Here is a 16,537-nt window from a genome sequence, read left to right as displayed (position 1 = left end):
AAATGAAAGAAAAGAATAAAAATATAATATTTAATTTGATAATATCAGCACTTATTGGTTTTATAGTAGGCTTAGTAGAAGTTTCTTTGAAAAATTTTACAACAAATGATATCTACATATTACTTGTGGATTCTTTCATAGGCTTATTAATAGGATCTGTAATACGCCAAACTTTTATTGTTGCCTATGGAAAACTTAAAGTATATCAAATATTCATACTATCTTCTATATTATTATTTATTATATCAATGTTTCCTGCTATAATTAATCACTTTATATTTGGAAAACCCCTATTTAGAACGACAACTATTATCACCATTACTACAGCTGAGTTATTGGGTATGTCATTTACATTTGCATCCTATAAATATTATAAAAAACTTAATCAAAAATTAGATGAAAAGAAAAAAGAATTCTTAGAACGATTAGAATAAACAAAAAAGATGTGTATATACACATCTTTTTTGTTACATTCAGTCTAACATTCTAGTTTTAGATTATATATATCTGAAAATTCTATATTAACCTTCTGTTTCATATAGTCTCCTTTTTCCATTGTTAGGTTTGCACTTTGATTTGTAAATTCATCTTCAACAGGTAATGTTATAACAAATTCACTTCCCTTACCGTATTCACTACTTAAAGAAATTGTTCCTCCTTGCATTTCTACTAACGATTTGACTATAGATAACCCTATCCCGCTACCCTCATGATTCCTTGTAAAAGATTTATCTACCTGTCTAAATCTATCAAAAATCAAATTAATATTTTCCTCTTTTATTCCAATTCCTGTATCTTTCACTACAATTTTGACATTATCAACCTCATCAAATATATTAACAACTATCCTTCCACCTTCCGGTGTAAATTTAACAGCATTTGATAATAAGTTAAGTATAATTCTGTCCATACTCTCGATATGACAATTCACTATTTTTTCCTCAACTTCTGTATCAAATTCTATATATAGCCCCTTATTCTCTACATAATCTATAACTGATGATGTAATCTCTTCAACTACAGATACTATATTATATTTATCCATATTTATATCAAAATACCCTGAATCTATTTTAGTAATATCTATCAAATTATTTATTAATCTTAATAATCTATAACCATTCTGTTTCAATGTTTTAAATCTTTTATTTTTCTTGGGTATTATTGCTTCAGATGTATTTTCAAATAATTGCATTGTCCCTAAAATTATAGTTAAAGGAGTTCTTAATTCATGTGATAGATTAGCAAAAAATTCATCCTTTATTCTATCATGTTGTATCTTCTCTCTTAATTTTTTTTCTTCTAAATATATTTTTTCCTTTAACTCTAATATTTTCTTTTTTTCAATTACATTTCTACATAGAACTAATGCATAATTATTCCCTTTTACTTCTATGTTGTTGCTGAATATTTCCATATCAATTATTTTCCCATTTTCTCTAAAAAACACCTCTTCTACCAAAGGTTCAAAATTTCTCGCCTCTTTAACAGCGTCATATCTTTTTTGTCCTACTGCATCCATATTGAATTTTACAAAATTCTCTACAGGCTTTCCAATTATATTTTTTGAATTTTTAAGTCCAAATAGCTCTGTTGCTTTTTTATTTAAATATTTAAACTCCAGTTTTCTGTGTACAAAAATTGCATTTGGTGATTCCTCAACAATTTCCTCAAACATACAAAGCCTCTCCTCTATCCCATTAGTGTAAGCCTTCATTTTTATACTTATTATTACTGATAATATATTTAAAATTAATAATAAAATACCTACACTTACAACAGTAATATTATTTAATTTAATTTGATAACAGTAACAGATTAAGCCTAATAATATACTTAAACAATTAATCAGACTAAATATAATAGTCCGTTGTTGATCTACTTTCTGTATTCTTATCAAAATTTTCCCCCCCAAAAAAACTATTATAGACATATTATGTCTATAATTTTTAAAATTCTTCCCTACAACATTATACATGAAATATATGTATATTTTATAAAAATTTATATATATATCATGTTTTTTGTATTCATATGTAATCTTATACGTTAAATTCAACAAAAAAAGATGTATATCAAAATATCTATTTTATTAGATTTTTCGATATACATCTTTTTTATCAAAAGGACGAGTAAGATGACTAATTTATTTTTTGAATATGCCTAATATAAAGTATTTACTTTAACCTCTTCACATTGGGTTATATAAATTTTATTTAAGCCTTCATTAAATTTAACATTTCCTTTTATGTAACTATTATCAGATTCTTCATCCTGTAACTCATCACTTTTATTCCACTCTACATTCCCTATCAATCCGTTAGAATTATTTTTTACTGTTGCAAATATATCTAAACTATCCTCTGTATCAATATTTATGTCTACACCTGAGGGCCTTTTTATAATCCATTTATTTTTTACAGCATCTCCATCTATATTTATATTTTGATTATTACCTTCTATTTCAATATTTTTATTTCCCGGTAAAAATATAGTATGTTCAACCCAAGTAACTCCTGAATTTAAATTTTCAGCTCTTGCTAAATCTTCAAATTCTATATATAAATTATCTCCAACTTTTCTTGACTTTATTTTTGAGCTATTTATAATATTCTCCGATTCTTCTTTTGAAGTTGCTAAAACTGTTCCTTTTCCTGAAACTATAACTTTATTATTAACACCCTCTTTTATATCTAATGTTGCATATGTATAATGTCTTGGATAATCTACTATTACTTTTTTTATATTGTTATCTAAATCAATTTCTTGATCATTAATCAAAGTACTATATTCTTGTCTATGTATACAGCTTGATAATTTTGACATTATATCAAGGGAATATATTGTATAAGCTCCTATACTAAATATACCTACTAATATAATCATAAACATACTCAAAACATCATATTTCACCTTTGATTGCTCTTCCTTTGAAAAATAAACATAAGCTATGATTTCAAATCCAAGTATTATTAAAACTACAGGCCAAAATTTAAATATATATTCAGTTATTTCTACTCCCTTTAATAAAGACGCTAATAAACCTACTCCTAGTATAATAAACATAATACCTGAGGATAAGTTTCCCACTCTCCATTTTCGCACTAAACTTCCTCTCCTTTATGTAGATTATATTTTTTACTACCCTTAAGAAGCTTTATTCCAGATATTATGAATAAAATACCTATAATCCCTGTTTTTAGATATCTTTTAATTCTATACATATTTAAGTGTTCTGTAATACCTAAATGCCTAATTAAAGTGTAAACTCCATCAATTAGTATATTTTGAAATATTGCTATACAACCTATGCTAATTAATATATATCCAAATATTTTACTTTTCTCTTTTGTGAAAAATGTATTTTCTTTTAATCCCTTAAACATAGATATTCCTGTATCTTCTAAATTTTCTTCTGATGCTTTGTGCATAGCGTCAAATAAGCTGTAAAACCAAACTATAGGTACTAAAATCATGAAAAAGTTAACTTCTAAAAGATCAGTGAGAAAAAACGGTAAGAAAAAAGCTCCCATTAACCAAACTCCCTGTTCCTTTAAATTCAGATACATATGACCCGCTCCTGGAATTATAGATAAAGCTGTAGCTATGACTTTTTTATTTTTAATCTTACTTCCCCATCGTAGATTAAATTCTTCATTATAATCTTCAATACTACCTATATATCCTTTATTTATTTTATCTACTAAAACCATACTATCAACCATACCTATTAACCAAATAACAGGAAATACTACTGCTAATGTTTCCCCTTCATATATTCCTAAGATCTCAATTGTAAAAAACATCATAAATAAATTTAAAACTAAACTTGTAAAAAATACTGCTCCCCTTTGTATATTATCAAGATATACATGAGATAAACCTGGTAACATAGATAGTAAAAAAGTCAATAATTTGCTTTTTTTATTCATAAAAAGTCCCCCTTTGTTTTTTTCTTTTGTAATATAATCTCTACAAGATATTATACATGAAATAAGCATATTTTGGAATACATTGTATATTTTTGAAATACTCAAAAAATTTGCCTCTAAAAGGAAATTACTTTCCACTTAGAGGCATAACTTAATTTAATCTACGAAAACTTCAAAAATTTGATTGAGGATATAAACATAATATAACGCATATTTTTTACTTAAAAAAGTCTTTAATAAAATCAGGAGCATTGTCTTCATTAAAACTTCCATAGAATATATTTTGTTTATCCTCTGAGTAAAACCCTATAACATACTTTGCATTTGAATCTTTTTTATAATATTTATTTTCATAATTTCTCAAGCATACTTCTATTTTATCCTTGTCTAATATATCTAATCTCTTTACATTTTTATTATTTTCATCAATATGAATATCATCTATCTTTTCTCTTTTTTCAACAACAGCATAGGCTACATCCTCTGTAGTTATTCTTGAATTTTTTAGGTAGTCTTTTTCTTCTAACCATTTTTCAAATTTCACAAAAGACTTCTCCCACTGCATATTTATGCCATGGTTATACTTTCCTTCTATAAAATTCTCATCTTCTTCTTTTCTATTTTTATCTTCTTTTAATGAAATATCTATATGTGCCCACTCCATTTTGTTATCTATCATATCTTCATATTTCTGGTTATTTATTTCATTTTTTAAAATATCTATACATTCTTTAATATCTTCTCTATCAATTATAGATGCTTGTTTATTACTAGGTTCTCTAGGTGAAATTATTATTCTATCGACATCTACGTCAGTAATATCAAAGATTCTATTATTTATTTTTTTGTATTCCTTTGATTCATAAATACTTTTTAAGTATTTAGCATACTCTTCTTTATTAATTCCATACAATCTTTTTATAGTCTTTCCATTTTTTAATTTATATACTATTGCAACATTTCCATCAAAACTTTCTATTTCTGAACCTTTTTGTTTATTGTTGATTATTTGAGCATGAAGTTGTTGAATATTTTCCCAATTATTTTTATCATGATAAAATACTGTTTCTTTATCCATCAATCTATAAAAATTATTGTCAAAATATATACTCTCTACTTTATCTAAACTAGGAATATGTTTTTCATATCCAAGGACATCAAATTTCATTCCTAATAAAATTAATCCTATTATCCCCAGATATATAAGGTATCCTTTTAAACTTCCTAATACTCTTAAGGATTTTTTTATAGTTATCTCTGCGATAATATATCCGATTAGAGAAGTAACAATATACCCTAGAATTAACCAATAAATACCATTTCTCATTCCTCCAAAATAAAGACCCCCTAGTAGCATACTACAAAAGGTTACTCCATATTTGAATACAGGCTTAAATTCTTTAAAAGCAATAGATTGAGATGCAGATTCTAGATTTCTTTTGTTATATAAAAATCTTGATACGTAATATAATATAATATAAATTATTATGTATGTTATTATTGCTTTTAAGCTTGTAAGATCTTTACTTGATACTTCAGAAGCTATAGTTAATGGAGATAATTTCAGTAAATCTCCTCTTAAAAAAAGATTAGCATTAAATCCATCTATAAGTATATCAGTATTATATAAAATTAATCCAGTCAAGCCTACAGGTAAAAATAAGAATATACAACTTAGTACCCCTTGAATCGCAGATATTCCTGTAATCATTCCTACTAAAGCTGTAAACATAAAGATTAATATGCCTAAAAATATACTTATTCCACCCCATCTTATAATATCTACTATATGTACAACCTCTTTATAATGCTCATTATAGCTTAGTGTTGAATTTAATATAGCACATATAATAGTAGTAATGATCAGTGGTATTGTTATAAGTAATATTCCAACAAGTAACTGACTGTTGTATATTACTTTTCTTTTTACAGGAAGAGAATGTACCATATCAGAGGATTTTTTAACCTGCATATATCTGAATAATAGTAAACCTACTAGAATAGGTACAAACCAAAGTAATGGTGTTTGACCAGTTCTAAATTCAAATATTTGTTTTATAACATTAGAATACCCGTAAAATTCATAATTCTTCATATTATTATTCTCCATAATAATAGCCATTGGTACGCTAAAGAATAAGCTTAACAAATAAACTATTCCTACCCAATAAAATCTCTTTAATTCATTAATCACTATTCCTTTATTAAAAAATGATGTTTTCGATTTCATATCCTATTCCCCCCATTTCGTAAATGAATATTTCTTCTAAGGTTAATGGTAATACGTCTAATATCTTTGGTTCATATTTTTGTAATTTATCTATTATTTCTTCTTTATTTCCTTTAACTATTAATAAAAGAATGCTTCCTCTTTCTTCCTTATAAAGAATTCCTTCATCCTTTAAAATGTCTTGTGGTATCTTATCAAAAGCAACTTGTATCTTGTGAACATTGGATTTTAAATCATCTAAATCCTTTTGTATAACCATTTTTCCTTTATGAAGTATACCGATATGGTCACATATATCTTCAAGTTCTCTAAGGTTATGAGAAGATATAAATACTGTCATGTCTCTTTCTGCTACATCTTGAATAATCAAATTCTTTACTTTTTTTCTCATAACAGGGTCTAATCCATCAACAGGCTCATCTAGAATCATAATCTTTGGCATTGTAGATAATGTAAGCCAAAATGCAACCTGTCTTTGCATACCTTTAGATAAACTGCTAATTCTTTTCTTAATATTTAGATTAAAAACCTTTTGAAGATTATTAAATCTTTCCTCATTCCAATTTGGATAAATTCTCTTATAGAATTTTGCCATTTCTTTTATCGTGTATTGAAAAAAGAAGTACAAATCATCTGACATAAATATTATATCCGATTTGATATCTATATTCTCATATACCTCATTCTCATCTATGTATACATCTCCACTATCTTGCTTATAAATTCCTGCTATAAGCTTTAAAAGTGTAGTTTTTCCAGCACCATTTGATCCTACTAATCCATATACTGAACCTTTTTGAACACTTAAACTTACATCATCTAGAGCTTTTAGATTTTCAAAAGATTTGCTAGCACTTTTTACTTCAATCATTTATTCTCTCCTCCTTTAACTAAAATCTCAGCTTCTTCAATCATATCTATAATTTCATTTTTATCAATTCCCAAATAAATAGCTTCAGATAAATTCTTAACTAACTCTTTTTTTATAGTTTTTAACTTCTCAGAATTTGTAGTTTGAGCTGATGACATTACAAAACTTCCTTTCCCTTTTATAGAATATATATATCCTTGTCTTTCTAATTCTCTATAAGCCTTTTGAATAGTATTAGGATTAATTGTAAGCTGTTTTGAAAGTGTACGCACCGAAGGTAGCTTTTCATCCACTTTTAGTACCTCACTAATTATAAGTTCTTTAAATTTATCCACTAATTGCTCATATATAGGTAACCTGCTTCTTAAGTCTAATTCAAACATTTATACCCTCCTTCCGTTCTATCTATATTACATGTGTCATCTGTATTATTGTTCATAGCACAGTTTTGATTATATACCACTCTTTTAATTTTGTAAAGAAAAAAGTGTGTAACTTCCACTAGTGGAGATTACACACTTTTTTTCTTTAATCTACTTTCTCTATATTAACAGCTAAAGATCTTAAATTTGGGAATCCGCTAAGATTGTCATTCGTTAAATCATCAGTGATTAAGTTAGCATTTGAACTGTCCCATCCATGAGTAATTTGTATAACACCAGGCAATATATCAGTTTGTGCAACAATTTTTACTGGCATTTCTATACTACCTATTCTACTAGTAACTCTTATAAAATCTTTATCTTTAAGCTTTAGGATTTCTGCATCTTTTGGATGAATTTCAACTTCAGAAACTATTTTTTCTTTTAAATAATCAGGCATAGTATCTTTTCTTGATTGAACGTGATAGAACTTTCTTGCACCAGTGATTAATACATATGGATAATCTTTATATGATAAATCATTATATGAAGGTGATTTATATTCAGGAAGTTCACTATAGCCAAGATCCTTTAACTGTTCAGATACAAACTCTATTTTTCCTGAAGGAGTATTAAATGGTTCTTCTTCGTATTTTTTATACTCAATCTCTCCATACTTAATACCAAGCTTTGACTCATTAAGTTCATCATAAGACACTGTAGTTCCTTTAAGAATCCATTTATTTACATCATCTTCATTATCCCATGAGAAATATTCTTTAATTCCAAGTTTTTTAGATAAGCTTTCTAAAAATTCATATTCATCTTGGCAGTCTTCATACCTTAATATTCTTTTTCTAAGACCCACCCTTTTTATAGTTGAATGTAGTACAAGTTCAGACCTTTCAAGAAAAGATGCTGCTGGTAGTATATAATCTGCAAGCTTTGCTGTTTGTGTCATAAATAAATCTCTTACTACTAGAAGTTCTAATTTTTCTAAAGCCTTCTTTACTTTATTAGAGTTAGGATTTGTAAGAACTGGGTTTGAAGCAGTAACTATCATTCCCTTAATATCGTAAGGATTTCCACTTAAAATTGTTTCTACTGCAAGCATAGAGTTGCATTCCTTCCTATATTTATAAAGAAGCGGATATTCATCTGCTCCAATAGGCTTAATATCTTCTAAAGGAATTTCATCATATAAAGTTAGTGCTCTAGACCCCATTCCTCTCATCAGAAGTTCGCCACCCATTTTGTCTATACAACCGCAAAGTGCTCCTATACATGCAATTAACCTTGTATTGTTAACTCCATTTTCATGATGCTCAATTCCGTTTCCTGAATGATTTAATGAGCTTGGTGAGTTAAGATAAAAGTCTCTAGCAATACTATATAAAATATCCTCAAGTACTCCAGTTTCCTCTTTTACATAATCAGGAGTAAACTTTTGGGCATAATTTTTTAGTTTATCAAATCCTTTAGTATATTTATGAACAAAATCTTTATCATACCAATTATTTTGTATTATTAAATTTATTATACCTAAGGCAAGTGCACCATCAGTTCCAGGTTTTATTTGAACATGCAGATCTGCACTAGATGCAGTTATAGTCTTTCTAGGATCTATAACAACAAGCTTAGCACCATTTTCTCTTGCTTTTTTTATTCTAGCTGCCATATTAATATGAGTGTATGTAGGATTGATACCCCATATAACAATATACTTTGAATTTTCAAAATCTGGTGTTGGTCTAGTACCTTCAACTAAGCAATATGCCATATATACAGAGGAAAAGCATATTGAATCACATGAAAAATAATTAGGAGTACCAAAGGCATGACAAAATCTTCTTACGTATTCTTCTTGTTGAGCAAATCCTGTAGCTTCTCCCTTCCAAACACTCATACTTTGAGCACCATATTTCTCTTTTAATTTATTCATTTTTTCTGCTATTTCATCAATTGCCCTCTCAAGCGATATTTCTTCCCATCCATTAGAAGTTTTTTTAAGTGGTTTTTTTATTCTATCTTGTGAATATATCCAATCTTTTGCAGCTTTTCCTTTTACACATATTCTTCCTTCACTCCAAGGATGATCTTTATTACCTTTAATATCAGTAATTTTTCCATCATTCACATTAACATCTATACAGCACTCATCCAAACACATACGACAATATGTAGTTATTGTTTCACTCATCGTTACATCTCCTTTATACACTTAAAGGAATCGCAAATATTTACGATTCCCTTAAAAGTATTATTTATTATTTTTCTAACCATGTATTCCAGAAGAATGGCTGGCATCCATTAGTATATCCTTTAAGTTCTTTGTTTGTAATGTGTAATCTACTGTAATCCAGCATATTTATATATGGAACAGTATCCCACGCTTTATTATAGAACTCTTTTACTATTTCATGTCTTTTCTCGAAATCAGTTTCTTTTTTCATTCTTGCAAAAACTTCATCCATTTCATGTGAATCTTCATCATCCCAGTTTGAAATCCATGCATTTGTTCCTGTCCAAGCTTCATGTACTTGAGGATCTGGTACAGATTTATAGAAGTATGATAAATGTAGATTCCATCCTTCCTTCTTTGAACGCTTCTCAACTACAGTTGGTCTATCAAATAGTTGAAGCTCTACTTTAAATCCAGCCTTTTCTAATTGATTCTTTAGTGTTATTGCTCCTTGCTTTTCAACTTTATCATCTTGACCACTTACTATAACAATAGGAGTTCCATCGTATCCAGCCTTTTTAAGTAGCTCTTTAGATTTTTCTAGATCATAATCATTGTATATTCCTTTTCCAGAATCCTCATCATACCATATATTTCCTTTAGGATATAAGCACCCTTCTAAATCCCAAAATCTTTCATCACCAATCATGCCTCTCCCTTGCTCTTTCATATCAATAGCATGAACTAAAGCTTTTCTAGCATTTATATTATCAAAAGGAGCTATTCCCTCATTTATTATAAGCATTTCCATTCCATCAGGCTTAACTATAACTGTATTTATATCTGGATTACTTTCAAACATATCATATTGATCTTGTGGAGCTTCTTCTGCAAATTGGAATTCACCAGTTTGTACTCCTGCAACTCTAACTGCTTGTTCTTTAACAAATTGTATAACTATATTATCTGCATAAGCCTTTCTTTCTCCAGCAAGCATAGAAGATGGTAGCTCACTTGGTGCATATTCTTCAAATTTAGCTAATTCAACTTGTTGATCTGGAGTCCATTTAACAAATTTATATGGGCCAGTACCAATATGCTCTGTGATTATATCATCACCAAATTTTTCTATAACTTCTTTAGGTCTTACTACCATCTTTTGATTAGAAACGTGTGAAGCTAAAATGTTTATAAAAGGAGCATAATTTTCTTTAAATTTAAAATTAATTTCATAAGGTCCAACTATTTCAGCTTTATCAAAATATGGAGCAATCATATTTCCTGCATCATTATTTTTAACCCATCTATTAAATGATGCAATTACATCTTCTGATGTCATTTCTTTTCCATTATGGAATAATACTTTTTCTCTTAATTTTACATTATATGTTTTACCACCATCTGTAATTTCATAACCTTTTGCTAAATGAGGCTGAGCTTCAAAGTTTTTATCAAACTCAAATAGTCCTTCATATACATGATTCATTATTGATGAAATAGCCCAGTCTGTTGATTTATCGCTATCTAAATGTGGTGGTGTCATTTTTTGAGCCACTACTATTGTTCCTCCATAGCGACTATCCTCAGTAGTTTCTTTTTCATTTTTTGGTTCTTCACTTACTTCATTACTTGAACATGCACTTAACATTGCACACAGCATAGTAATTACTAAAGTACAAACTAATAATTTAGATAATTTTTTCATCAGTACTCCTCCTTAATTTTTATTTAAAATGACATGATGCAAAATGTCCATTTCCACAATCATTAAATTTTGGTTCCTCTATAGCACAAATATCCATCTTATAAGGACATCTAGTATGAAATCTGCACCCTTTTGGCACATTTATAGGGTTTGGTACATCTCCTTTAAGTATTATTTTATCTCTTTTAACTTCAGGATCAGGAATTGGTATAGCTGATAATAAAGCCTTAGTGTATGGATGTTTTGGATTATTAAAAATCTCATCTACTGGTGCAAGCTCTACCATCTTACCAAGATACATAACCCCTACTCTATCGCTTATATGCTTTACTACTGAAAGATCATGAGAAATAAACATATAAGTTAAGTCAAACTCTTTTTGAAGATCTTTTAAAAGGTTAATTATCTGACTTTGAATAGATACATCCAGTGCTGAGACTGGTTCATCGCATATTATAAATTTAGGGTTTAATATTAAAGCTCTAGCGATACATATTCTCTGTCTCTGACCCCCTGAGAACTCATGCGGATATTTTTTTAAGTGATATTCATTAAGACCTACAACACTAATAATTTTATTAACCTTATTAATTCTCTCTTCTTTAGTTCCAATTCCATGAAGCTTTAAAGGTTCTTCTATTAATTCCCCAACCTTCATTCTTGGGTTCAAGGATGCAAACGGATCTTGGAAAACAATCTGCATCTCTTTTCTTAATTTTCTTAAATCATCACTAGAAATATCATAAATATTTTTTCCGTTAAAAATGACTTCTCCTTTAGTTGCTTCAAGTAACCTTAAAATAGCTCTACCAGTTGTTGACTTTCCACAACCTGATTCTCCAACAATTCCTAATGTTTCTCCACGCTTTACTTCAAAGCTAACTCCGTCGATTGCTTTTACATGGTTGACTACTCGAGAAAAAATTCCTTCTTTAATTGGAAAGTACTTATGTAAGTTGTTAACCTTTAGAATAATATCGTCACACTCTTTATTTATCATGCTATTACCTCTCTTGTGTACTCCTTACTTCCTATCCAGCAGCTTAAGCATCTATTATCCTTACCACTTATAAGAGGAGGTTCAATTTTTTCACATACTTCTCTGGCAAATTCACATCTTGGACTGAATCTGCAACCAGTAGGTAACTCTGTAGGTTTGGGAATAGAGCCTTTAATTATATTGAGCCTTTCTTCTGTTTTAGCAAGACTTGGCATTGAAGATAATAATCCTTGAGTATAAGGATGTCTTGGGTTTTTAAATAAATCCTTAACATCAGCTATTTCAACAATTTTTCCTGAGTACATAACAATAACTCTATCACTCATCTCTGCAACAACACCCAGATCATGAGTAATCATAAGAATTGACATACCCATTTTCTTTTTTAAGTCTTTCATTATTTCAAGTATCTGTGCCTGAATAGTTACATCAAGTGCTGTTGTAGGCTCATCTGCTATTAAGAGTCTAGGACTGCAAGATAGTGCCATAGCAATCATCACACGCTGTCTCATACCTCCAGACATTTGATGAGGATATTCATTAACACGTTTTTGGGGAAGAGGTATACCAACAAGCTTTAAAAGTTCTATAGCTTTTTTAATACCTTCTTTTTTACTTAATCCTTGATGAATTTCAAGAGCCTCACTGATTTGTCTGCCTACAGTATATACTGGATTAAGAGCAGTCATTGGTTCTTGAAATATCATTGAGATTCCATTGCCTCTAATTTCTCGCATTTTTTTCTCTGATTTTTTTAACAAGTCATGATTTTTAAACATTATTTCACCCGATTCTATTTTCCCTGGAGCATTTATCGAATTCATAATACTAAAAGCAGTTATACTCTTACCACTTCCTGACTCTCCAACTATCGCTACTGATTCTCCTTTATTTATATGAAAATTCACATTATCTACAGCACGAACTATTCCATCTCTTGTATAAAAACATGTTTTAAGGTTTTTAACTTCAAGTAATCTTTCTTCCATTTAATCCCTCTTTTCTTAACTTGTTATATAATAATCTAACATTCTTCTTGCAAGCGAGGGTCTAATAAATCTCTTAATCCATCCCCTAAAAGATTTAACCCTAAAACAGTTAATACAATTGCAATTCCTGGAAAAATCATAGTCCACGGTGCAACAGCCATGAAAGACCTCGCCTCAGTAATCATTCCACCCCAACTAGGGTTAGGAGGAGCAATACCTACTCCTAAAAAACTAAGTGCAGCTTCATCTAGTATAGCTACAGCAAAACTAAATGTAGCCTGTACAATTATTGGCGATAGTGAATTTGATAATATATATTTTAAAATTATATATGTATTCTTAGCACCTACTGCTTTTGCAGATTCAACACACTCCCATTCCTTTACTGTTATTACACAACTTCGTACTATCCTAGCCATTGGAGGAAAGTATGCAAAAGACAAGGCTAAAATAATATTTAACTTACCTGCCCCCCATATAGCTGCTAAGCAAATAGCTATAATAATTCCTGGAAAAACCATAAATCCATCCAGTATTCTCATTATCAAGTTATCAGCTTTTGGATAATACCCAGCTATAACACCTACAATACTACCTATGACAGTAGTTAGTAATACAACCGATATACCTACTTGAAGAGAAATTCTTGCTCCATATAGTACTCTACTCATAACATCCCTACCAAATTCGTCAGTACCCATTGGATGAATAAGTGATGGTGACAAAAGTCTATTCTTAGCATCTATTTCTAATGGATCAAATTTTGTAATTAATGGTGCTAGTAAAGCTAATAATAATGCTAAAACTACTAGTATACCTCCTACTACTATATATGGATGTCTTTTCATTTCTTCTATAGATTGCTTTATATTTTCCATACTGCTTCCTCCCTATTTATATTTAACTTTTGGATTTAAGAAAGCATAACTGATGTCAACAAGTAAATTAACTAATATATATATAATTGCTATAAATATCATACACCCCTGAATAATAGGATAATCACGTTTCATAATTGCATTTATTGCTAAAGAACCAACACCTGGAATATTAAATACAGTTTCAACAATCCATGTACCTCCAAGTAAAACTGCTAAGCTAAACCCAATTACTGTAACAACAGGAATTAACGCATTTTTTAGAGCATGTCTTACAATAACAATTTTCTCACGAAGACCTTTGTTTCTAGCTGTTCTAATATAATCTTGTCTTAAAACATCCAGCATAGCACTTCTCGTCATTCTAGCAATTAATCCACTTTGCATAAACCCTAAAGTTATTCCAGGTAATATTAGATATTTTATTACTCCAAATCCTACTTCTGCTATAGGTCTATATCCACATACAGGAAACCATCTCAATTTCACACTAAAGACTAACATAAGCATTAATGAAAGCCAAAAACTTGGAATTGATACTCCTGCCAAAGAAACCCCTATTGCAGTTTGGTCAACCCAACTTCTATGTTTAACCGCTGCAATTACTCCCATTGGAATTCCAATAAATAATCCTATTAATTGTCCTATTATAGCAAGTAAAAATGTAGGCTCTATTCTACTTAATATAGCTTCAGTTACTGGAACATTTAAAAACAACGATTTTCCAAGATTCCCTTTAACTATATTAGAAAGCCATAATACAAATTGAGTGTGTAATGGTTTATCAAGTCCTAACTCGCTATTTAATTGCATAACTTGCTCTTTTGTTGCAAAATTCCCCAGTATTACTCGCACAGGATCTCCTGGCATTATATGTGTAATTAAAAATGCAATAATCGATACTATTATAACTACAGGAATTAAAGATATTAATCTTTTTATAATATAGTTAAACAATATATATTCCTCCTAACATAAAGTGTAACTAAATAGTTGCATAAGTGATCTAATCCAGAAGCTGTAGAGTTCTTGTTTATAGCCTTAAGAGGGTACATACAAGAGCTCTTAGCTTTAGGATTAAGTCATACTCAAAAATAAACTAGTCATCTTACTCGTCCTTTTGATTCTTTTCGTCGTTACTCAATCGCTTACATACAGTTAGTATACTCGTGATTGAGTGCCTAGAAAATAATCAAAACTACTTCGTAACCTGAGTTACTTATTTTTTTCATATGCCTAAAAAGTATATTATAAGATTTTATGATGGCTTAGTAAGTAAGATAATATGGTATTTTATCTAAAATTTTGTCGCTCACTATAGAATTTAGTATATTTTGGTCAAATTGTCCAATAAAAACTTTTTATGTAAAATATCCTTATTATAGAAATTAAAAATAATCATTATTTTTTTTAATTCAAAAAGAGATGTTAATCTAAAATAATTAACATCTCTTTTTAATCCATCGTTTTATTTAGCTATTATCTCTACTCCATCTTCAGTTACAAGAAGTGTATGCTCCCATTGTGCTGAGAGTGACCCATCAGCTGTAAGTGCTGTCCACCCATTCTTTTTATCTATAAATATCTTATGGCTTCCAGCATTTATCATAGGTTCAATAGTAAATACCATACCTGGTACTAACAGTATACCTGTACCTCGTTTTCCAAAATGATATACAAAAGGTTCTTCATGAATACTAATTCCAACTCCATGCCCTCCAAACTCCCTAACTACAGAGTATCCATTACTTTCTGCATGTTCTTGAATTACAGCTCCTATATCACCTAAACAAGTTTTACACGGTTTGATTTCATCTATGCCTTTATATAAACACTCTTTGGTTACATCAACAAGCTTTCTAGCTTCATCACTCACATTACCAATTTGAAACATTCTTGATGCATCTGAGTAGTATCCATTGAGCATAGTTGTAGCATCAACATTTATAATGTCTCCCTCTTTAAGAATTGTATCTTTACTAGGTATGCCATGACACACCTCATTGTTAACTGATGTACAAATACTCTTTGGAAAACCATTATAATTAAGATCTGCCGGTGTTCCTCCACGAGATACTGTGTACTCATGAGCTATCATATTTATTTCTTCCGTACTCATTCCCGCTCTAATATTCTTATTTATTGCATCTAAAAGACCATTATTAATTTTAGCACTTTTTCTTATTCCTTCAATTTGCTCTTTGCTCTTAATCATCTTTTTTGTTGGAACTCTATATCCTTGTCGCTTTAAATTTTTTAATTTTTCATCAAAATCAATATGACACTTTTTATATTTTAGTCCACTACCACACCAACATTTATCATTTCTATTCAAGCTTATCCCCCCTCTTCGCTTAATAATCTCCCCCTCAATAAAACTATTTATAA

At 29.4% G+C, this 16,537-nt stretch carries 14 protein-coding genes; 1 reads left to right on the top strand and 13 read right to left on the bottom strand.

What is annotated here, in order from left to right; all coding sequences use genetic code 11:
- The first annotated feature begins 2 nt into the window (after positions 1-2).
- Complete coding sequence (locus N4A48_RS01295) at positions 3-434, top strand: hypothetical protein (RefSeq protein WP_293663867.1); 432 nt, start codon at positions 3-5, stop codon at positions 432-434.
- Between the two features lie 44 nt (positions 435-478).
- Here the strand turns inward: N4A48_RS01295 and N4A48_RS01290 are convergent, their stop codons facing one another.
- From N4A48_RS01290 to N4A48_RS01230, 13 genes are all read right to left on the bottom strand, one after another.
- On the bottom strand, positions 479-1,900 hold the full coding sequence (locus tag N4A48_RS01290; protein ID WP_293663866.1) for a PAS domain-containing sensor histidine kinase: 1,422 nt from the start codon (positions 1,898-1,900) through the stop codon (positions 479-481).
- Positions 1,901-2,163: 263 nt separating this feature from the next.
- A complete protein-coding gene (locus tag N4A48_RS01285; RefSeq protein WP_293663865.1) occupies positions 2,164-3,105 on the bottom strand; it encodes a LiaF transmembrane domain-containing protein in 942 nt (313 codons plus the stop codon).
- Complete coding sequence (locus N4A48_RS01280) at positions 3,105-3,932, bottom strand: hypothetical protein (protein WP_293663864.1); 828 nt, start codon at positions 3,930-3,932, stop codon at positions 3,105-3,107. Before N4A48_RS01280 ends, N4A48_RS01285 begins: the two co-directional genes overlap by 1 nt.
- A 217-nt stretch (positions 3,933-4,149) precedes the next feature.
- A complete protein-coding gene (locus N4A48_RS01275) occupies positions 4,150-6,162 on the bottom strand; it encodes a DUF6449 domain-containing protein (protein WP_293663863.1) in 2,013 nt (670 codons plus the stop codon).
- Positions 6,137-7,033, bottom strand: a complete 897-nt coding sequence (locus tag N4A48_RS01270) for an ABC transporter ATP-binding protein (protein ID WP_293663862.1) — start codon at positions 7,031-7,033, stop codon at positions 6,137-6,139. The genes N4A48_RS01275 and N4A48_RS01270 overlap by 26 nt, the downstream gene beginning before the upstream one ends.
- Entirely contained in the window at positions 7,030-7,416 is a 387-nt protein-coding gene (locus N4A48_RS01265; RefSeq protein WP_293663861.1) for a GntR family transcriptional regulator, read from the bottom strand. Before N4A48_RS01265 ends, N4A48_RS01270 begins: the two co-directional genes overlap by 4 nt.
- A 145-nt stretch (positions 7,417-7,561) precedes the next feature.
- Positions 7,562-9,595, bottom strand: coding sequence for a molybdopterin-containing oxidoreductase family protein (locus N4A48_RS01260; RefSeq protein ID WP_293663860.1), 2,034 nt, complete (start codon positions 9,593-9,595; stop codon positions 7,562-7,564).
- Between the two features lie 67 nt (positions 9,596-9,662).
- The gene (locus tag N4A48_RS01255) at positions 9,663-11,282 is read right to left on the bottom strand and encodes an ABC transporter substrate-binding protein (protein WP_293663859.1); all 1,620 of its coding nucleotides are present in this window, start codon (positions 11,280-11,282) and stop codon (positions 9,663-9,665) included.
- A gap of 19 nt (positions 11,283-11,301) precedes the next feature.
- On the bottom strand, positions 11,302-12,282 hold the full coding sequence (locus N4A48_RS01250) for an ABC transporter ATP-binding protein (RefSeq protein ID WP_293663858.1): 981 nt from the start codon (positions 12,280-12,282) through the stop codon (positions 11,302-11,304).
- Complete coding sequence (locus tag N4A48_RS01245) at positions 12,279-13,271, bottom strand: ABC transporter ATP-binding protein (protein WP_293663857.1); 993 nt, start codon at positions 13,269-13,271, stop codon at positions 12,279-12,281. The genes N4A48_RS01250 and N4A48_RS01245 overlap by 4 nt, the downstream gene beginning before the upstream one ends.
- A 35-nt stretch (positions 13,272-13,306) precedes the next feature.
- Complete coding sequence (locus N4A48_RS01240; protein ID WP_293663856.1) at positions 13,307-14,149, bottom strand: ABC transporter permease; 843 nt, start codon at positions 14,147-14,149, stop codon at positions 13,307-13,309.
- 12 nt (positions 14,150-14,161) lie between these two features.
- The gene (locus tag N4A48_RS01235; protein ID WP_293663855.1) at positions 14,162-15,106 is read right to left on the bottom strand and encodes an ABC transporter permease; all 945 of its coding nucleotides are present in this window, start codon (positions 15,104-15,106) and stop codon (positions 14,162-14,164) included.
- Between the two features lie 511 nt (positions 15,107-15,617).
- The gene (locus N4A48_RS01230) at positions 15,618-16,490 is read right to left on the bottom strand and encodes a methionyl aminopeptidase (RefSeq protein ID WP_293663923.1); all 873 of its coding nucleotides are present in this window, start codon (positions 16,488-16,490) and stop codon (positions 15,618-15,620) included.
- Positions 16,491-16,537 lie beyond the last annotated feature (47 nt).

Origin of the sequence: Tepidibacter sp., from assembly GCF_025210165.1 — a bacterium.
Classification (GTDB): Bacteria; Bacillota; Clostridia; order Peptostreptococcales; family Peptostreptococcaceae; genus Tepidibacter_A.
The sequence above is the reverse complement of the archived record's forward strand: the minus strand, read 5'-3'. Positions and strand labels throughout refer to the sequence as shown.